The sequence below is a fragment of the Ralstonia chuxiongensis genome, assembly GCF_024158925.1.
Lineage (GTDB): Bacteria > Pseudomonadota > Gammaproteobacteria > Burkholderiales > Burkholderiaceae > Ralstonia > Ralstonia chuxiongensis.
Genome location: NZ_JAMYWC010000004.1, coordinates 122025 through 140064 on the forward strand (window position 1 = coordinate 122025; position 18040 = coordinate 140064).

Consider the following 18040-nt stretch of genomic DNA (forward strand, 5'->3'; position numbering starts at 1 on the left):
TTAGAGCCAGTCGATGTCGTCAAAGCCGCGGTGCAAGTAACCGCCCTTCTGCCACGACGAGCCTTCGTAGCCGAATAGCGGCCATAGCTTCTTGTTGTTGTAAAGGCCGGTGACCAGATCGCCCTGCACCTTCTTGAAGAAGGGCGTGGACTCGATGTCCTTGAGCAGCGCCACACGTTCGTTCTCGGTCTTCACCTGGGCATAGGGCACGCCATAACGCTGCCTGGCGCGTTGGTCCAGGTCGTGCACGCCATCGATCAGCAGCGCCTTCACTGCGGGGTCCTTGCCTGCGGCCGCGTCATAGGGCGCGACCGCCTCCACGTAGAACTTCTCGGCCAGCTTGTCGTGCGGATAGATGTCGCGCGCCATGCGCACCAGCGTCTTGCCGATGACGGTGCCTAGACGAGAAAAGCTCTGCTCGACCACCACATCCTTGGTGACCGCCATGGCCGCGGGGACGACCGTGACGCTGATGGCGGCCAGGCCGCCACCGCGCAGAAAGCCGCGTCGCGACACCTTGGGTTGCTTGTCCAAAACACGCATGGCAGAGCCAGCGGCTGGCGTGGGTTTCATGTTGGTTGCCTCCGTTATCGGGCGCGCACAGCGCGCGCCTTATCTTGTTGAAATGCACAACGTTGACCGCCAGCTCACGGGCCTGCTGTGGCAGACCGAGTTACCTGCGTCGGATGCGGCACGCGGCGGGAATGACTGGATTCATTCGTGGGCTCATGCTCGCCAAGCACATCGACGAGCATGTGTTGCAGACCTTCGGCCAGTACGGTCGTCAGCAGCGGCGCACCCAGCTGCTCGGTGCAGGACGTCGTGCAGGCCTGCAGGCGCTGGGCATCCGCCGGATTCGCCCCCAATGCCGCGCACAGCAGCGGCCAGTCGGGCGGCGAGATGAGCGTGCCGCACGTCAGCAGCACACCCGTACGCCGACGTACCTGCGCGAGGCCGACGATCTTGCGTTGCCCGACCACCACCTCCCACGGCGACAGCGAACCGAAGCAGGCCCACTTGAGCGATCGCGCCGGCGGCGTCATCTGCAGTTCCTCGGGCGGCACCGCGTAGGCGGGAATGCCGAGATCTCGCAGCAGCCCTGCGTGCAGCACGCCCAACCATCGGTAGCTCGACACCGTGCCGGTGCCCGCCACCAGCGGGTGATCGGCGGGCAGCACGATCGACGCCGACAACATCCAGGGCCCGGCCAGCACGGCGCCACCTCCAGCGTCGCGCACAACCACCGGCGTGGCACCGCCTGCCATGCCCGGATGCAAGGCCGCCTGCGCACGGCCCAGGACGACACCGGGCCCCGCATACGTCCACAGCCGCACCGCCGGCCGCAGCACCGGTTGCGCAAGTTGCGCGCGATTCCACTCCTGCTCTTCTGCGCAGTGGATTCCGTCGGAGAGAAAGTCGGGCGCGAGCATCACAGGCCTTCGAGAGTTTCTAGCCGCGTCTTCAGATCGGTCAGGAAGCGTGCGGCCGGGTAGCCGTCCACCGCGCGGTGATCGAAGATGAGATGCAAGCCCATCATTGGCGCGATCACGATGCAGTCGTCCTTGACCACCACCCGCTTGGCAACGCGCGTCACCCCGAGGATGGCAACCTGCGGCACATTGATGATGGGCGTGAAGCTGTCGATGCCCGTCATGCCGAGATTGGTCACGGTGAACGTGCCGTGCTGATAGCTGCCGGCCGACAGCGTGCCAGCGCGGGCGCCTGCGGCCAGCCGGCGGCTTTCGGCAGCAATGTCGGCAATTGACTGCGTATCGACATTGCGCAGCACCGGCACCATCAGCCCTTCGTCCAGGCTGACGGCCAGGCCGATGTTGACCTCGGGCATCAGCTCGATCTCTTTCTCCTGCAGGCGTGCGTTCAGGCGCGGATGCTCGCGCAGCGTCAACGCCACCGCACGCAGCACGAATGCCGTCAGCGTGACCTTGCACTGCGGCCCGAGTTGCTGCTGCAGAGCCTGCACTGCGGCCTCCAGCCGTGACGCATCCACCTCGATCGACTGCGCCACGCGCGGCACCTGCCAGGCGGCGCTCATGGCGCGGGCGATGGCACCGCGCATGCCGGCAAGCGGCACGACACGACGCTCGCCGGCATCGGGCACGAAAGCCAGGGACTGACTCATGCTTTCGGCTCCAGCCGCGCGAGCACGGCGCCGCGTCCAAAGGTGTCCTGCGCGGCCACCTCCAGCGCAGCGACAACGCCATCGGCAGGCGCTGCCACCTCATGCGTGGCCTTGACCAGTTCGACCACCGCCAGTGCCTGGCCCGCGGTCACTGCATCGCCGGGCTTGACCAGCCAATCCTGCAACAGGGCCTCGGTGCCGTCTTCAACGTCCTGCCAGACGGCGTCGGACATCACGATGTCGATCATGCTGCTTCTCGCTTGAGTGAATAGGAAACGGGTTGGTGCTGCACCAGTGCACGCACCTGGGCGACGATGCTGTCGACCTGTGGAATGACGAACTGCTCGAGCGGACGGGAATACGGGATGGGCACATCCGGCACTGCCAGCCGCCGCACGGGCGCGCGCAATGCCACGGTGTCGAGGTTCTCCGCGACGATGGCGGCAATCTCGCCCGACAGGCCGAAACTCAGGTAATCCTCGTCTGCCACCAGCAGACGGCCTGTCTTGGCCACCGAGCGCAGCACGGCCTGGCGGTCGAGCGGCACGATGGTGCGCAGGTCGATCACCTCGACATCGATGCCCTCGGCGGCGAGTTGCTCTGCTGCAAGCAGCGACTTCTGCACCATCTGCGAGAGCGTGACGATGGTCACATCGCGACCTTCGCGCGCCACGCGGGCCTGCCCGAAGGGGATCGCGTAGGCCTCCTCGGGCACCGCGTTCGTGCTGCCCTCGAAATAGGACATCCACGACAGGCCCATGATGCCTTTGTGGTAGCAGAAGATGACCGGGTTGTCGTCGCGGATGGCCTGGGTCATCAGACCCTTGGCGTCATACGCGTTGGACGGCACGACCACCTTCATGCCCGGCATGTGGGCAAAGCTGGCGTACAGGCATTGCGAGTGCTGGGCCGCATCGTTATAGCCCCCGCCGATGCCGGTCGTGATGACCGCGGGCAGCGCAACACGGCCACCGGACATGTAGGTGTTCTTCGCCAGGTGGTTGTAGATCTGGTCAAAGCACACACCGAAGAAATCCACGAACATCAGCTCGGCAATGGGGCGCAGCCCTTCTGCCGCCGCGCCGAGCGCCGCGCCGATAAACGCCGTCTCCGAAATCGGCGTGTCCATGATGCGATCCGGCCCGAAGCGGTCGAGCAGCCCGGTGGTGGCGCTGAAGATGCCGCCGTACTTGCCGATGTCTTCGCCCATGACAAAGACACGCGGGTCGCGTTCCATTTCCTGGCCGATCGCTTCTGAAATGGCCTGCGCCATGGTGAGGGTGCGCGCGCCCTGCGCCGCGCCTTGTGAGGCTTGCATGGTGAGTCTCCTGTGATGGCCGCAGGGGCTGCTTAGTGAACGAAAACGTGATCCAGCGCCTCGCTCGGATCGGGGTATGGGCTGTTGCGGCCGAACTCGTAGGCCGCATCAATGCGCGCCGCGATGGCGGCCCGCAGCGCGGTGTCCGCGTCGTCATCGAGCAGCCCCGAAGCGCGCAGACTGTTGCCGAGCAGGTTGATGGGGTCGGACTCGCGCAGATGCTTCGCCTCGTCCTTCGGGCGGTAGGTTTCCGGATCGCCCTGGAAGTGCCCGAGGTAGCGATCGGTCTTGACCTCGATGAGCGTCGGGCCCTCGCCGCGGCGCGCGCGGGCGACGGCCTCGCCGGCCGCGTGATACACGGCCACGGCGTCGTTGCGGTCCACCAGCACGCCAGGCATGCCGTAGCCGGCAGCTCGTACATCGTTGGAAGGCACGGACGTCGAATCGGCTTTCTCGACAGAAATGCCGTACTTGTTGTCTTCGCAGATGAAGACGACGGGCAGCTTCCAAAGCGCGGCCAGATTCAGCGATTCATGAAACGCGCCCTGGTTGGCCGCGCCCTCGCCAAACACCGCAACGGCCACCCAGTCCTTGTTCAGCTTGCGCGCAGCCAGCGCAGCGCCGCAGGCCTGCGGCATGCTCGCGCCAACGATGCCGCTGCACGAGAACTTGGTCTCCGGGTGAAACAGGTGCATGTGGCCGCCCTTGCCGCGGCCAAGGCCCGTTGCCTTGCCGAAGATTTCGGCGGTCATTTCATCCAGGGGCACGCCCTTGGAGATGGCGAAATGGTGGGCGCGGTGCGGGCCGACCACGGTGTCTTCGGGCCGCAGATGCGCACACACGCCCACCGCTACCGGTTCCTGACCTGCCGACAGGTGCATCTCGCCAGGCACAGGGCCGGCGCCAATATCAAAGGCCAGGCCCTTCTGGATTTTCGGGGGCAGCTTGCCTTCCAGATAGACCTTCGCCATGGCCTCTTCATACTGGCGAATCTCGATCATCTTCTCGTACATCCACAGAAGATGTTGCGGTGTCGGGTCCATGCAAAGTCTCCTCTTGCTTTCGTATCGGTGTCCGGCTGCTGTGCCGGCTGTCCGGGAATTGCAAGAGGGGTGCCAGCTGCGAGGGCACGCAGCAAGCGTGCATGGAAAACTCCCACAAAGCCTTTCGGCGCAAGGGATTGCGGTGTTGCAGCGCAGATGGCCGAGCACCTGGAGGCGTCTCGGCAAAGCGCTGCCGAACGAGACAGACGTCGCAGTGAATGCGACAGATGTCTCACTCAACCGTCATGCATGAGCAAAAGAAAAAGGGCCCGAAGGCCCTTTGTCTTGATGCAACCGCCAGACAGATCACGCCGCCGGAATGCGCAGCTTCTGCCCCGGATAGATCTTGTCCGGATTCGACAGCATCGGCTTGTTGGCTTCGAAAATGGCGGGGTACTTGTTGGCATCGCCGTAGAACTTCTTGGCGATGGCCGAAAGCGTGTCGCCGCGCTCCACGGTGTGCCATTGTGATTCTTCCGACTCGGTGTTGACCGACATCTGGTCATCCACCGACTTGATGCCCTCGACGTTGCCGCAGCACAGGATGATCTTTTCGCGCGTGGCTTGGTCGGGCGCTACGCCAAATACCTTGGCAGCATCGCCTTCAACCTGCACTGACAGCGCCGTGGCGCTCAGGCCCTGCTGCGCGATGTAGTCCTGGATGGCTTGGCCCTTGGCATCGTCGGCTGCCTTGGCGGCGGCGGCATCCGCCGATGCATCGGCCGGCGCGGCGGCAGCGCTGCCGTGGAAGAGCTTCTCGCCAGCCTCTTTGATGAAGTCAAAAAAACCCATAACGACCTCCATAAGTACACAACGGGGAACGGGAAAGCAGAAGGGCGTGCCCCAGTCGGGCTCGCCCGTCGCGGCAGTGTAGCCGCTCACCTGCGGTGTCTCCATGACAGTCTCACGCGCAATTGCAAACTTTGCGGCCCGATAAGGCGTTCAAGAGGCGCTTCACCCACTTTGAATGCTGCAACGCAACAAAATCACTGGCACACTGTCTTACCAACATCGAAACCACTTGCGGCCCTTCGGAGAGCACGGGCACCATCGTCCTCATCCGCGCCCATTTCCGCCGCCATGCACCGTACTTGGATGAAATCCATCACCCGGCTAGTCGACGCCCTGACCACGCCGGGCTTTGGCCGCCAGTCATGGCCGCCCAAACCGGTCAAGCCGCCCAAGCCAACCGCACGCCGCGATAACCCGCGCCGCGTACGCCCCACGCCCACCCAGGGAACCTTCGTGCGCGAACAGTTCATCTACGAACCTGAGTCGCCCGCCGTGGTGGCGCGCCGGCCGGAATACTGGCTCTACACACCGCCTACACGCGGCGGCAAGCCGCCCGCCCTGATGGTGATGCTGCATGGCTGCAAGCAATCGGCAGAAGTGCTGGCGCATGGCACACGCATGAACGCACTGGCAGATCGCGAGGGCTTTATCGTGCTGTATCCGGAACAGCCGCGCCGCGCGCATCCGCAATGTTGCTGGCATTGGTATGACCCGGAGCACGCCGGCGCGCGCGAGGCCGATGGCATTGCCCAACTGATCGAACAAACCTTGGCACAAACTGGCGCAGACCCCTCGCGTGTGTACCTGGCAGGCTTGTCAGCCGGCGCGGGATTGGCCGGCCTGATGGCATTGCGTCATCCGAAACTGTTCGCCGCGTTGGCACTGCACTCTGGCCCGGCCTTGGGCGTGGCACGCTCACCGGCGTCTGCATTGAACCTGATGCGTCGCGGGGCCCGCGTCGACGCTGTCGAGGCGCTCTCAAGCGTGGTGAACGTGGCCACCTACCCCGGCATGCCGACGATGCTTCTGCACGGCCTGCGCGACGAGGCCGTCAACCCCGCCAACCAGGCGCAGTTGGCCGCGCAATTCCGCGCACTGAATCATCTGGGCGATGGGGGCAACGTCTCACGTCAAACCACGCGCGGCGAGGGCTATGTCCTGCGCAACGACATGCGTGATGGCGAATGCATCGTCAGCCTGTGCCAACTCACCGCCACGGGCCACGCCTGGAGCGGCGGCGACCCGCGCTATGCCTTCCACGCGCCGGGGCCCGACTCGACGTGGCTTTGGTGGCAATTCGCGCGCCGGCACGTTCGCGACACAGCGCTGGCGGCGTAAGCGCGCGTCAGAGATCAATCGACTGCTGGACGGGGTTGCGTCCCAGCAATTCATCGATCAAGCCATAGCCGCGCGTAAGGCCGGCATCTTCGGCGGCTTCGCGCGTGGGCAGCGGGCGCTCGTCATGCGAGTGGGCGACGAGCGTTTCGACGGCCGTCGGATCCGCGCCGGACTCGCAGATGCGCACGACAAAATCCCACTGCGTGGGCCCCTGCCCGCCGTTGTCCGATTTGCGCTCGGCACGGGGAATGGCCAGTACGTAGACGTCGAAGTCTTTGTACAGCTCGGTGCGCCAATTCGATTCCATTGTCATGTTGCCTCCCGGAAGACGCCGCAACTTCTCACTTGGCGGTTGCGGCATCGACAGACTTACCTGCAAAAAACAGGCCGGTACATGACCGGCCTGTCGTTGCATCATCAGCATTCGCCCTTGCGCGCGTGGCCCGGGGGGCAGTGGTAGCGGTCGTCGCGATCCCGGCCACGGCCATGCCAGCGGCCGTCGTCGCCGCGATCCCAGCCACCGTCACGCATCTGCCAGCCGTGCGGACCCTGCTCCCAACGCGGCTCGCGCCAGTGGTAACCCGGTCGGCCATGTTCACGATAGCCGCGACGCCACACATAGCGGCCATCGCGCCATTGCCAGTAACCCGGCACCCATACGTAGCCCGGCTGCAAGACCGGCACAGGCTCGTACTGAGGCGCCGGCGGCGCGTAGGTCGGGCCAATCTGCACGCCGATCGACACTTGTGCCTGTGCAGGCAAAGCGATCGATCCGGCCACACCGGCAGCCGCCAAGCATGCAGCGAGAATCCATGCGTTCTTCTTCATGTGAGGACCTCCTTCTCAAACCAATCGAACTTGAATGGATCGTAGCATCGGGTTTTGCCGTCGCCTCTAGGGTGTTACGCGGCGTTACCTCCGTTACCGGAGGGCGGAAACGTGTTCACGTTTGCGTGACGTTGCGGTCGTTCCTCGCCCAGCCACGCGCAAAACGCCTGTACCACTTCGTCACAAAGATTGCGCGCAGGGCTGTACCAGTAGTAACTGCGTGCGACCAGCGAGAGATTTGGGAACGGCGCCACAAGACGCCCCTCCTCCAGGTCATCCGCGATGAGCGCCGATGGGCCCATCGCGACACCCAACCCATCGATGGCGGCCTGAATCGACAGATAGAAGTGCTCGAACGTGAGCGCATGCGCGGGCCGCAGGTTCGGCACACCTGCCAGCACCAGCCAGCTGGGCCACACCGAAGGCAGCGTGTCCGAATGCAGCAGCGTGTGATGCCGCAAGTCGGACGGGGCCGACAACGGCAAGCGCTCCAGCAACACCGGGCTGCACACCGGAAAGCGGCTCTCGTCCAGAAAGCGTCCCGATTGAAAGCCCGCATGAATCTCCGGCCCGCCACGGATAATCACGTCGAAATGGTCGGGCAAGTCTTCGATCTCTTCGATGGACGTGGTCAGCCGAACCTCCACGCGCGGAAAGCGCATCTGAAACGTCGACAGCCGTGGAATCAGCCAGCGCATCGTGAACGTTGGGATGCTGTTCACACGGAGGATGCGCACAGCATCGCGGTCGCGCAGCGACTGGCTGGCCGTGCTGATGCGATCAAGCGCTACGCCAATCTCGGCAAGGTAGCGCTGGCCCGCATCGGTCAGCTCCACTCGCCGATTCAGCCTGCGAAACAACGACACACCCAGCCACGCCTCCAGTGCCTGAACCTGACGGCTGACCGCGCCATGCGTGACATTCAGTTCCTCGCCCGCACGCGTAAAACTCAGATGGCGCGCCGCCGATTCAAAGGCACGCACGGCATTCAGAGGGGGCAACTGGCGCATGTCGCGTGAGTTTTTTGCACAGATCGAGTCAGTATATATCGATTGTTGACCACACTTTACGGCGCTACGCTGGCGCCTTCTTGCTCTCGCTGACACAGCATCGAGTGAGAAAAATCGACCCGATTCTCACTTCACGCACATCGTCACCGTGACCCCCGCCGTTATCGCCTTGGTTCTCTGCGCCGCCCTGCTTCACGCTTCGTGGAATGCGTTGCTGAAAAGCGGCTCCGACCGCCTGCGCGCCATCACGTTGATGACGTTGGCCTCGGGCGTGGCGGCAATACCGATGGCGATTGCGTTGCCGTTGCCCGCGCCGGCCGCTTGGCCGTATGTTGCGCTATCCGCAGTGCTGCACGTTGGCTACAACGTGTTCCTCGCACGCGCGTATCGGTTTGGCGAGTTCGGGCAGGTGTATCCGATTGCACGCGGATCATCGCCGCTGCTGGTAACGATGGGCGCCGCGCTGTTTGCGGGCGAAATGCCGGGTGTGATTGCGCTGGCGGGCGTGGTGCTGGTAAGCGGCGGCATTCTCAGTTTGGCGCGGGGCCGGAAGGCCGACCTTGGCTCGACGCTGGCGGCGCTCACCACGGGCGTATTCATCGCGTGCTACACGGTGTGCGATGGTATCGGCGCGCGAGCAGCAGGCAATGCAAACGCGTACTCGGCATGGCTGTTCATGCTCGACGGTCTGCCGATGGTACTGCTCTATCGCGGGTGGAAAGGCCCGTTGAACATCGACCTGCGAGACGCCACCACGCTCAAGACGTTTGGCGGCGGCGTGGTCTCGCTCATCGCGTACGGCATCGTCATCTGGGCCGTGACGCTCGCGCCCATGGGGCCCGTCTCAGCCCTGCGCGAAACGTCGGTGGTGTTTGCCGCGCTGCTCGGCCGACTCTTCCTGAAGGAATCGCTCACGGCGCGGCGTCTGTCCGCCTGCTCGGTGATCGCCTTCGGCGCTTACTGCCTGGGGCACCCGGCTTGAGTACAAAACTCAGGCTGAGCGCGGCGGATATTTGACCTCGAGGATGTCGATCTGCTCGACGCCGGTGGGTGTACGCAGCGGCACCGTATCGCCCTCGCGCGCTTTGATGAGCGCACGCGCAATCGGCGAGATCCAGCTCACATACCCGATATCCAGATCGACCTCATCCATGCCGACGATGGTGACGGTAGTCTCATCACCACGCTGGTTGACGTAGGTGACCGTCGCACCAAAGAAGATCTGATCGTTGTCGCCCTGCAAGCTGGCGTCGACCACCTCCGCCTTCTCGATACGGCGCGTGAGAAAACGGATGCGACGATCGATCTCGCGCAGGCGCTTCTTGCCGTAAATGTAGTCGCCGTTCTCAGAGCGATCGCCATTGGATGCAGCCCACGACACGATGCCAACCACTTCGGGTCGCTCCGTGTCGATCAGGTGCATCAGCTCGGTGCGCAGGCGCTCGTAGCCCGCTGGCGTGATGTAGTTCTTGGAACCCGGCGGCAAGGGCGCAGCGCCCTCGGGCAGATCGTCTTCGTCATCGCCGGAATCTTCCCGGACGAAAGCCTTGTTCATGATGGAAGCCACGGTGGATCAAGGCTCCATTATAGAAAGTTGGTCCCTCTCGAAGAAAAAGTGAAGAAGGGGGTTCACAAGACCGAAAATCTCTGTATAATCTCATTTCTCGGTTGCGGCTGTAGCTCAGTTGGATAGAGTACTTGGCTACGAACCAAGGGGTCGTGGGTTCGAATCCTGCCAGCCGCACCAACCTAATACGAGAACGAAAAGGGCTTCCAGAAATGGAAGCCCTTTTCTTTTGCCCGCATCCGTCTCGCATACGCGCAATGTCACAGCGCTCTTGCGTTCGGCGCAAGCGAGCCACAAACAAAAAAGGCGAAGCCCTCTGGCCTCGCCTTTTTGTTTTTGCGTGGAGCATCAATCTCCGCCGCGATCTCGCGCAATGCGAATCACATCCGGGTTGCGTCGAAGCGCGCGCATCACATCGGCCAAGTGCACGCGGTCGTGCACCTGGATCAGGAACGTCATATACGTCGCCTCCTGATGCCCCTCCTGCTCCATCGATACGTGTGCCACATTGGCGTCGGCCGAGGTCAAATCCGCCGCTACGCGCGCAAGAATACCCTTCGTATTGCGCACCAGCACCTTGATTGACACGTCGAACGCACGCGTCGTGTGCTCGGCCCACATGACGTCGATCCAGTGCTCCGGATCCTTGCCATGCAGACGCTTGGCCACGCGGCATTCCTGCACGTGGATCTGCAACCCCTCACCCTTGCCGATGTAGCCGACGATCGGGTCGCCGGGAATCGGGCGGCAGCACGACGAGAACACCATCGCCATGCCTTCGTCGCCGCTGACGGTGACGGCGGGGGCTTCTTCGCCAGCAAAGGTGTGTACGGCTGCCATCAACGCCTCGTCGCCGTCGTGGCCACCTTCCTGCAGAAGGATCTCGAGGCGACGCGCAACCACGGCGGCCACCCGCCGGCCGAGTGCGAGATCCGCGAAGACATCTTCACGCGCCTTGTTGCCTGTCCATTGCACGATGCGTTCCCACACCTGGGCAGACACGGCCTTCATGTCGATGCCGATCTGACGCAGCGCCTGTTCGAGCAAGCGCTCGCCAAGTTGGATCGCCTCATCCAGCTTGGCTGTCTTCAGGAAATGCCGGATCGCCGCACGCGCCTTGCCGGTACGTACAAACGTGAGCCACGCCGGGTTCGGCTTCGAGTACGGCGCCGTCACCACCTCGACGATGTCGCCGTTCTTCAGCTCCGTGCGCAGCGGCAGCAACTCGTTGTTGATCTTGACCGCCACGCACTGGTTGCCCAGGTCACTGTGCACCGCGTAGGCGAAGTCCAGCGCCGTGGCGCCGCGCGGCAGTGCACGTATCTCGCCCTTGGGCGTGAACACGTAGACCGCATCCGGGAACAGGTCGATCTTGACGTGCTCCAAAAACTCCTGCGAATCCCCCGTCTGGCTTTGAATGTCGAGCAGCGATTGCAGCCACTGATGCGCTTGTTGCTGCGCGCGATCGGGCTCGTCGTGGTGCTGCTTGTACATCCAGTGCGCGGCCACGCCGGCTTCTGCAATCTGGTTCATCTCGCGCGTGCGGATCTGGAACTCGACCGGCGTGCCGAACGGGCCCACCAGCGTCGTATGCAGCGACTGATAACCGTTGATCTTGGGGATGGCGATGTAGTCCTTGAACTTGCCGGGCATCGGCTTGTACAGGCTGTGCAGCGCACCCATCGTCATGTAGCACTGCATCTGCGTGTCGACCACCACACGAAAGCCATACACATCCAGCACCTGCGAGAACGACAACTGCTTGTCGTGCATCTTGCGGTAGATGCTGTACAGCGTTTTTTCGCGGCCGGTCATCTCGGCCGGGATGCCGGCATCGGTCAACGCACGCTGGGCCGTTTCAAGAATGCGGCTCACGACTTCGCGTCGATTGCCACGCGCGGCCTTCACCGCCTTCTCAAGCGTGGCGTACCGGAACGGCGAGCCGATGCGGAAACTCAGTTCCTGCAACTCACGATATGTCGTGTTGAGGCCCAGGCGGTGTGCGATCGGCGCGTAAATCTCCATCGTCTCGCCCGCAATGCGGCGGCGCTTTTCCGGCGGCACGTGGTCGAGCGTGCGCATGTTGTGCGTACGGTCGGCGAGCTTGACGAGAATCACGCGCACATCGCGCGCCATCGCGAGCAGCATCTTGCGGAAGCTCTCCGCCTGCGCCTGCTCGCGGCTCTGGAATTCGAGCTTGTCCAACTTGGTCAGGCCGTCGACCAGTTCTGCGACTTTGGGGCCGAACTTCTCGGCCAGTTCGCTCTTGGTCACGCCCTGGTCTTCGATCACGTCATGCAGCAGCGCCGCCATGATCGATTGCACATCCAGCTTCCAGCCCGCACAGATCTCTGCCACGGCCACGGGATGCGTGATGTACGGCTCGCCGCTCTGGCGGTACTGCCCGAGGTGCGCCTCATCGGAGAAGTGGAACGCTTCCTTCACCAGCTTGAGATCAGCCGGCTTCAGATACGACAGTTTCTCGGCCAGCCCCGAAATGGAGACGACCTGCTGGCGAGGCGGTGCCGCGGGCTGCGAAGTCGGGCCGAACAGATGCCGATAGGTCTGCTCAAGCACCGCGTCGATGAAAAGGGTGTCGGCGCCCTCAGGCTTGGCCGTCTGCTCAGGCGCCTCGGCGCTTGTGCCCTTGTGCGATTTTGGCGGCAGGGCTGCGCGCTCCCCTACCAGGTCGGCACCACGCGGATCAGGCAAGTTCGGCGCGCCCGTACGAGGCGACGCGGGGCCGGAGCCGGAAGCGGAGGACGGCATGGAAACGATGGAAGCGGTGGAAGACCCGGAAGGACCCGTAGAGACGTCCAGCGCAGGACTGGACGACCTCGCGGACGATTCCACCGACGGCACGTTGTTGCCGTGCGTGGCGGAATGTTGGGTCCTGGGCGAAGAAGCGGGCGAGGTAGGCATGCCGGGGTCCAGTGCGTTCGCGGCTTTCACATCCATGAAAGATCGCCAGAACGATCAGTGACCGAGGCAGCGTACCACGCCAGGTAATGCCAAGTTAATGCGTGTCAGCTCAGGACGGAACCTTCTTGAGCATCTCGATACCAACCTGGCCGGATGCGATTTCGCGCAATGCGGTCACGGTCGGCTTGTCCTTGGCATCGACCTTGGGCGTGTGGCCCTGCACCAACTGACGGGCGCGGTACGTTGCGGCCAATGCCAGTTCGAAGCGATTCGGAATCTGTTTCAAGCAATCTTCGACGGTAATACGCGCCATGAAAACTCCACCTGGTGGCAAATCTTGTTGATCTCGATATTTTAGCAGCAGCGCAGCACTTCCCTCGGACAGCACGGGGGAACGGGCGCTACCACACTTTCGCAATCACGCTGAAAAACGCGATTGCGCTGCTTGCTCAGTGAATGCCCAGCTCGACGAACAGCTCGCCGTGGCGCGCCTTCTGGGCACCGAAGCGCAGACGCGTGGCCTGCACCACGGTGCTCAACTCGGCCAATGCGGTATCGAACACTTCGTTGATGATCACGTAGTCGGCTTCGGGGGCGTGCGCCATCTCGGAGCCGGCCGCCAGCAGGCGGCGCACGATCACGTTGGGCTCGTCCTGACCGCGCTTTTTCAAACGTTCTTCCAGCGCCGTGAGCGATGGCGGCAGGATGAAGATTTCGACAGCATTGGAAAAACGCTGATGCACCTGTTGGGCGCCCTGCCAGTCGATCTCGAGCAGCACGTCGGTGCCGGCACGCATCTGTTCTTCGATCCACACGCGTGAAGTGGCGTAGTAGTTACCGTGCACCTCGGCCCACTCGAGAAACTCGCCGCGATCACGGCAAGCCTTGAACTCTTCGACGGTCATGAAGTTGTATTCGCGGCCGTGCTGCTCGCCCGGACGCGGCTTGCGCGTCGTGGCCGAGACCGACAGGCGGATCGACGAATCCTGCGCCAGCAGCGCATTCACCAGCGTCGACTTACCGGCGCCCGACGGCGCCACGACCATGAACAGGCTGCCCGGAAAATGATTCTCGATGGGCGTATCGACGGCAGAGTGCGCTTGAGAGGATGGCATGTTCTAGTTCTATCGTTTCGAGTTATTCGAGGTTCTGGACCTGCTCGCGCATCTGCTCGATGAGCAGCTTGAGTTCCATCGATGCATCGGCCAGCTCCTTCGCGGCGGCCTTCGAGCCAAGCGTGTTTGCCTCGCGGTTCAGCTCTTGCATCATGAAGTCCAAGCGCTTGCCGATCTGGCCGCCCTTCTCCAGGATGTGGCGCGTCTCACGCAAGTGCGCTTGCAGGCGCGCGAGTTCTTCGGCGATGTCGATGCGGATGCCGTAGACGGTGGCTTCCTGGCGGATGCGCTCTGACAGCTCATCGCGCGTCAGCGCCGGGGTGCCTTCGGGCGCAGCCAAGCCAAACGCCTCGCGCAGGCGCTCGGTCAGCTTGTCCTGATGCTGCTGGATCAGAACAGGCACCATCGGCGTCAGTTTGTCGACGATGGCGAGCATTGCGTCCGCACGGTCAAGCAGCACGGCCTTGAGCGCATCGCCTTCGCGACGGCGCGATTCCAGAAGTTGCTTGAGCGCCTCTTTGGCAGCCTCGATCACGGCATCGCGCAGCGCGTCTTGCGTCAGTTGGGGCTCGGCCAGGACGCCGGGCCAGCGCAGGATTTCGCCCATGCGCAGCGAACCCGATGCCGGCAGGTGGCGCGTGACCGCCTGCTCCAGTTTGGCAAGTTGTTGCAGCAGGTCCACATTGAGCGCCGCGACATCACTGGCGGCTTCCTGGCGCTGCAGGTTGATTCGGCATTCCAGCTTGCCGCGCGACAGTGCGCTCATCAGCATTTCGCGCAGGGCCGGCTCGAAGGCGCGGCACTCCTCCGGGGCGCGGAACAGCAGATCGAGAAAGCGTGAGTTGACGGTGCGGAATTCGACCGAAACAGTAGCGACGCTCCCGCTGGGTGCGCCATGGGCATCGGTAAAGGCTGCCTGACGTGTGGCAACGCCGTAGCCGGTCATGCTGTAGATCATGGAATCGTGGTGTGTTGTGCTTGGTCGAATCAGGAAATCCGTCGGCGGTTATTTAACGCCCGGAATTGGCGGGGAATCCCCCACCTTTTGTCGCTTTACAACGTGTGGACTGGTCAGGGAGAATCCGACAGCCATTTCGCCACACAAACCCATGACAGAGTCAAAAGGCTCAGGACAGCCACGCAGTGCCCCGTTGCCGGTCGGTACCTTGCTGTCCAATTATCGTATTGTAAAGAAGTTGGCCAGCGGGGGGTTCAGCTTCGTCTATCTTGCGACCGACGAACATGGGACGCCGGTGGCCGTGAAGGAGTATTTGCCGTCTTCGCTGGCGCGTCGTGCGCCGGGCGAATTGATTCCGGTCGTGCCAGAAGAAAGCGGAAGCGCATTCCGCCTCGGGCTCAAATACTTCTTTGAAGAAGGCCGGTCGCTGGCCAAGATTTCCCACCCTGCCATCGTGCGCGTGCTCAATTTCTTCCGGGAAAACGGCACCGTCTACATGGTGATGACGTATGAGCAGGGTAAAACGCTGCAGGAGCACATCCTCACCGCGCGTCAGCAAGGCAAGCTGAAGATGCTGCGCGAGCGCTTCATTCGCCAGGTCTTCCATGACCTGATGAGCGGGCTGCGCGAAGTCCACATCCACAAGCTGCTGCACCTCGACATCAAGCCCGGCAACATCTACCTGCGCGAAGACTTTTCGCCGATCCTGCTCGACTTTGGCGCCGCACGGCAGACGCTCACCGCCGAGGCCTCGCGCTTCCAGCCGATGTACACGCCGGGCTTTGCCGCGCCGGAGCTGTACCGCAAGCACAACGAGTTGGGCCCGTGGACGGACATCTACAGCATCGGCGCCACGATCTATGCCTGCATGGCGGGCACGCCGCCCCAGGAAGCTACGCAGCGCGAGAAAGACGACAAGCTGGAAGAAGGCCTGGAGCGCTTGCGCAAGGTCTATACGGCCAGCCTGATCGATCTGGTCGGCTGGTGCCTGAAGATGAAGCCCGAAGAACGCCCGCAGAGTGTATTCCGCCTGCAAAAGGTGCTGCGCGAAGAAAGCAACGCGCTGACCGAGTTGCAAGCGCTGACCGCTGTCACTCAGGGCGGCCCCGTGCCAGAAGAAAAAGAGGCCTTGACGACACGTTTCATGTCCCGCCTGTTGCGCCGCCGGGACAGTTGACAGCCAGGTTGCCGCCAATAGGCGGAGTATGATTTCAAACGGTGCAACACTAGGCGGGACTTGCCGCTGCACCGCATCTCCACATCGAATACTCATCTAGCCGCAATGCGATTCTCGGTTTATCAGGAAAGCAAAAAAGGCGCGCGACGCGTCAACCAGGACCGCATGGGCTATTGCTTCACGCGCGATGCCATGCTGATGGTGCTATGCGATGGCCTGGGCGGGCATTCCCTGGGCGAAGTTGCGGCCCAGCAAGCCCTGCAGACCATGGCGCGCCAGTTCCAGCGCCACGCACGTCCGTCGATCCGCAATCCGCGTGACTTCCTGCACGAGAGCATCATGCTCGCGCATCGCGACATCCATCGCTATGCCGAGACGAACGGCCTGCCCGATGCGCCACGCACGACCATCGTCTGTGCGCTGGCCCAGCGCGGCTCGCTGCACTGGGCGCACGCCGGCGATTCGCGCATGTATCTGATGCGCAAGGGCGAACTGGTGACGCGCACGCGCGATCACTCCAAGATCGAGAACCTGCTGCAACAGGACCGTGTGCTGCCGATGCAGGTGGCGCACCACCCCGAGCGCAACAAGATCTACAACTGCCTGGGCTCGCCCAATCTGCCGCTGATCGACATCGGCGGGCCGGTCAACCTGGAGCCGGGCGACGTTGCCATGCTGTGCTCCGACGGTCTGTGGGGCAGCGTGGAGGAAGACGAACTGGTCGATACCTGCACCAGTTTCTCGGTCACGCAGGCGATTCCCGAGCTGATTGCCCGCGCACTGCGCAATGCCGGCGACACCGCAGACAACACCACTGCCATCTCCATGATGTGGGAGCTGGACGCGGTGACCACCACGCAGGATTCGGTGCAGACCGACACCCTCCCCCTGAACGCCTTCACCACGTCCATCCTGGACGCGCCGCAAAGCGAATCGGGGCTGATGTCGGAAGAGGAAATCGAGCGCTCCATCGCTGAAATCCGGGCCGCCATCGACAAGACCAGCAATCTGACGCGCTGACCGCCGTCGCGCAGTCCTCATCCGGCCCGCCCTGCCGAGCGCAGCGCGGGCCGGTATCATGTCGGGCTAACCGTTTTCCTCAGCGAGACCCCACATGCGACCCAGCGGCCGCCAGCCCGACCAACTCCGTCACGTCACCCTCACCCGCAACTTCACGCGCCACGCCGAAGGCTCGGTGCTGGTGTGCTTTGGCGACACACAAGTGCTCTGCACGGCCAGCGTGCTGCCCAAGGTGCCGCCGCACAAGAAAGGCAGCGGCGAGGGCTGGGTGACAGCCGAATACGGCATGCTGCCGCGCTCGACGCACACGCGCTCCGACCGCGAGGCCGCACGCGGCAAGCAGACCGGCCGCACGCAGGAGATCCAGCGCTTGATCGGCCGCGCAATGCGCTCGGTGTTCGATCTGCGCGCGCTGGGCGAACACACATTGCATCTCGACTGCGATGTGCTGCAGGCCGATGGCGGCACGCGCACGGCCAGCATTACCGGCGCGTTCGTCGCGGCATATGACGCTGTCTCGGTCATGCGTGAAAAGGGCCAGCTGGCGGGCAACCCCGTCCGCGACTTCGTGGCTGCCGTATCGGTGGGCGTGGTCGATGGCGTACCTGTGCTCGACCTGGACTACCCTGAAGACTCCGCCTGCGATACCGACATGAACGTCGTCATGACCGGCAGCGGCGGCTTCGTGGAAGTGCAAGGCACTGCGGAAGGCACGCCGTTCTCGCGCGCCGAAATGGATGCCCTGTTGAATTTGGCCGACCAAGGCATCCGCACGCTGATCGGCCTGCAAAAGCAGGCGCTGGGCCTGTGAA

At 63.3% G+C, this 18040-nt stretch carries 21 protein-coding genes and 1 tRNA gene; 7 read left to right on the forward strand and 15 right to left on the reverse strand.

Annotated elements, in window-relative coordinates; translation table 11 throughout:
• The 7 genes from NKG59_RS14000 to lysM all read right to left on the reverse strand — a co-directional run bounded on the left by NKG59_RS14000 (nucleotide 1) and on the right by lysM (nucleotide 5293).
• On the reverse strand, nucleotides 1–573 hold the full coding sequence (locus NKG59_RS14000; protein WP_253537823.1) for a gluconate 2-dehydrogenase subunit 3 family protein: 573 nt from the start codon (nucleotides 571–573) through the stop codon (nucleotides 1–3).
• Nucleotides 574–647: 74 nt separating this feature from the next.
• Nucleotides 648–1430, reverse strand: coding sequence for a lipoate--protein ligase family protein (locus tag NKG59_RS14005; protein WP_253537827.1), 783 nt, complete (start codon nucleotides 1428–1430; stop codon nucleotides 648–650).
• Nucleotides 1430–2140, reverse strand: a complete 711-nt coding sequence (locus NKG59_RS14010) for a dihydrolipoamide acetyltransferase family protein (protein WP_253537831.1) — start codon at nucleotides 2138–2140, stop codon at nucleotides 1430–1432. Before NKG59_RS14010 ends, NKG59_RS14005 begins: the two co-directional genes overlap by 1 nt.
• Nucleotides 2137–2388, reverse strand: coding sequence for a lipoyl domain-containing protein (locus NKG59_RS14015; protein WP_253537833.1), 252 nt, complete (start codon nucleotides 2386–2388; stop codon nucleotides 2137–2139). Before NKG59_RS14015 ends, NKG59_RS14010 begins: the two co-directional genes overlap by 4 nt.
• On the reverse strand, nucleotides 2385–3458 hold the full coding sequence (locus tag NKG59_RS14020) for an alpha-ketoacid dehydrogenase subunit beta (RefSeq protein WP_253537836.1): 1074 nt from the start codon (nucleotides 3456–3458) through the stop codon (nucleotides 2385–2387). The genes NKG59_RS14015 and NKG59_RS14020 overlap by 4 nt, the downstream gene beginning before the upstream one ends.
• Nucleotides 3459–3490: 32 nt before the next feature.
• Nucleotides 3491–4501 (reverse strand): thiamine pyrophosphate-dependent dehydrogenase E1 component subunit alpha, encoded by a 1011-nt coding sequence (locus NKG59_RS14025; protein ID WP_253537839.1) that lies wholly within the window; start codon nucleotides 4499–4501, stop codon nucleotides 3491–3493.
• A gap of 306 nt (nucleotides 4502–4807) precedes the next feature.
• The gene (lysM, locus tag NKG59_RS14030) at nucleotides 4808–5293 is read right to left on the reverse strand and encodes a peptidoglycan-binding protein LysM (protein ID WP_253537843.1); all 486 of its coding nucleotides are present in this window, start codon (nucleotides 5291–5293) and stop codon (nucleotides 4808–4810) included.
• Between the two features lie 303 nt (nucleotides 5294–5596).
• Between lysM and NKG59_RS14035 the strand changes: the two genes are divergently transcribed.
• Nucleotides 5597–6631, forward strand: a complete 1035-nt coding sequence (locus NKG59_RS14035; RefSeq protein WP_253537846.1) for an extracellular catalytic domain type 1 short-chain-length polyhydroxyalkanoate depolymerase — start codon at nucleotides 5597–5599, stop codon at nucleotides 6629–6631.
• A gap of 7 nt (nucleotides 6632–6638) precedes the next feature.
• Here the strand turns inward: NKG59_RS14035 and NKG59_RS14040 are convergent, their stop codons facing one another.
• The 3 genes from NKG59_RS14040 to gcvA form a co-directional block, all read right to left on the reverse strand.
• Entirely contained in the window at nucleotides 6639–6944 is a 306-nt protein-coding gene (locus NKG59_RS14040) for a hypothetical protein (protein ID WP_045206146.1), read from the reverse strand.
• 104 nt (nucleotides 6945–7048) lie between these two features.
• Nucleotides 7049–7459 carry a YXWGXW repeat-containing protein gene (locus NKG59_RS14045; RefSeq protein WP_045206145.1) on the reverse strand — a complete coding sequence of 137 codons (411 nt, stop codon included), beginning with the start codon at nucleotides 7457–7459 and terminating at the stop codon, nucleotides 7049–7051.
• Between the two features lie 74 nt (nucleotides 7460–7533).
• Nucleotides 7534–8469 (reverse strand): transcriptional regulator GcvA, encoded by a 936-nt coding sequence (gene gcvA / locus NKG59_RS14050; protein WP_253537849.1) that lies wholly within the window; start codon nucleotides 8467–8469, stop codon nucleotides 7534–7536.
• Nucleotides 8470–8617: 148 nt separating this feature from the next.
• Here gcvA and NKG59_RS14055 point away from each other — a divergent pair, with 148 nt between their 5' ends.
• Nucleotides 8618–9451, forward strand: coding sequence for an EamA family transporter (locus NKG59_RS14055; protein ID WP_253537850.1), 834 nt, complete (start codon nucleotides 8618–8620; stop codon nucleotides 9449–9451).
• Between the two features lie 9 nt (nucleotides 9452–9460).
• Here NKG59_RS14055 and greB read toward each other — a convergent pair whose 3' ends face one another.
• Nucleotides 9461–10024 carry a transcription elongation factor GreB gene (greB, locus tag NKG59_RS14060; protein WP_253537853.1) on the reverse strand — a complete coding sequence of 188 codons (564 nt, stop codon included), beginning with the start codon at nucleotides 10022–10024 and terminating at the stop codon, nucleotides 9461–9463.
• Between the two features lie 115 nt (nucleotides 10025–10139).
• On the opposite strand from greB, the gene NKG59_RS14065 reads away from it, so the two are divergent.
• Nucleotides 10140–10216, forward strand: a tRNA-Arg gene (locus NKG59_RS14065).
• A gap of 168 nt (nucleotides 10217–10384) precedes the next feature.
• Here the strand turns inward: NKG59_RS14065 and NKG59_RS14070 are convergent.
• A complete protein-coding gene (locus NKG59_RS14070) occupies nucleotides 10385–12805 on the reverse strand; it encodes a RelA/SpoT family protein (RefSeq protein WP_045206141.1) in 2421 nt (806 codons plus the stop codon).
• Between NKG59_RS14070 and NKG59_RS14075 the strand changes: the two genes are divergently transcribed.
• Nucleotides 12804–13019: a hypothetical protein gene (locus NKG59_RS14075; protein WP_253537856.1), complete on the forward strand. Its 216-nt coding sequence runs from the start codon at nucleotides 12804–12806 to the stop codon at nucleotides 13017–13019. The two genes, NKG59_RS14070 and NKG59_RS14075, sit on opposite strands and share 2 nt — an antisense overlap.
• 48 nt (nucleotides 13020–13067) lie before the next feature.
• Here the strand turns inward: NKG59_RS14075 and rpoZ are convergent, their stop codons facing one another.
• From rpoZ to NKG59_RS14090, 3 genes are all read right to left on the reverse strand, one after another.
• Entirely contained in the window at nucleotides 13068–13271 is a 204-nt protein-coding gene (gene rpoZ / locus NKG59_RS14080; protein ID WP_004630929.1) for a DNA-directed RNA polymerase subunit omega, read from the reverse strand.
• Nucleotides 13272–13407: 136 nt separating this feature from the next.
• The gene (gene gmk / locus NKG59_RS14085; RefSeq protein WP_045206140.1) at nucleotides 13408–14073 is read right to left on the reverse strand and encodes a guanylate kinase; all 666 of its coding nucleotides are present in this window, start codon (nucleotides 14071–14073) and stop codon (nucleotides 13408–13410) included.
• Nucleotides 14074–14095: 22 nt separating this feature from the next.
• Nucleotides 14096–15031, reverse strand: a complete 936-nt coding sequence (locus tag NKG59_RS14090; RefSeq protein ID WP_253537859.1) for a YicC/YloC family endoribonuclease — start codon at nucleotides 15029–15031, stop codon at nucleotides 14096–14098.
• A 151-nt stretch (nucleotides 15032–15182) separates the two neighbouring features.
• Between NKG59_RS14090 and NKG59_RS14095 the strand changes: the two genes are divergently transcribed.
• The 3 genes from NKG59_RS14095 (at nucleotide 15183) to rph (ending at nucleotide 18039) form a co-directional block, all read left to right on the forward strand.
• Nucleotides 15183–16208: a serine/threonine-protein kinase gene (locus tag NKG59_RS14095; protein ID WP_024975228.1), complete on the forward strand. Its 1026-nt coding sequence runs from the start codon at nucleotides 15183–15185 to the stop codon at nucleotides 16206–16208.
• A 105-nt stretch (nucleotides 16209–16313) separates the two neighbouring features.
• Nucleotides 16314–17228 carry a PP2C family protein-serine/threonine phosphatase gene (locus NKG59_RS14100; protein ID WP_045206137.1) on the forward strand — a complete coding sequence of 305 codons (915 nt, stop codon included), beginning with the start codon at nucleotides 16314–16316 and terminating at the stop codon, nucleotides 17226–17228.
• A gap of 94 nt (nucleotides 17229–17322) precedes the next feature.
• Nucleotides 17323–18039 (forward strand): ribonuclease PH, encoded by a 717-nt coding sequence (gene rph / locus NKG59_RS14105; RefSeq protein ID WP_253537862.1) that lies wholly within the window; start codon nucleotides 17323–17325, stop codon nucleotides 18037–18039.
• The last annotated feature ends 1 nt before the right edge of the window (nucleotide 18040 follow it).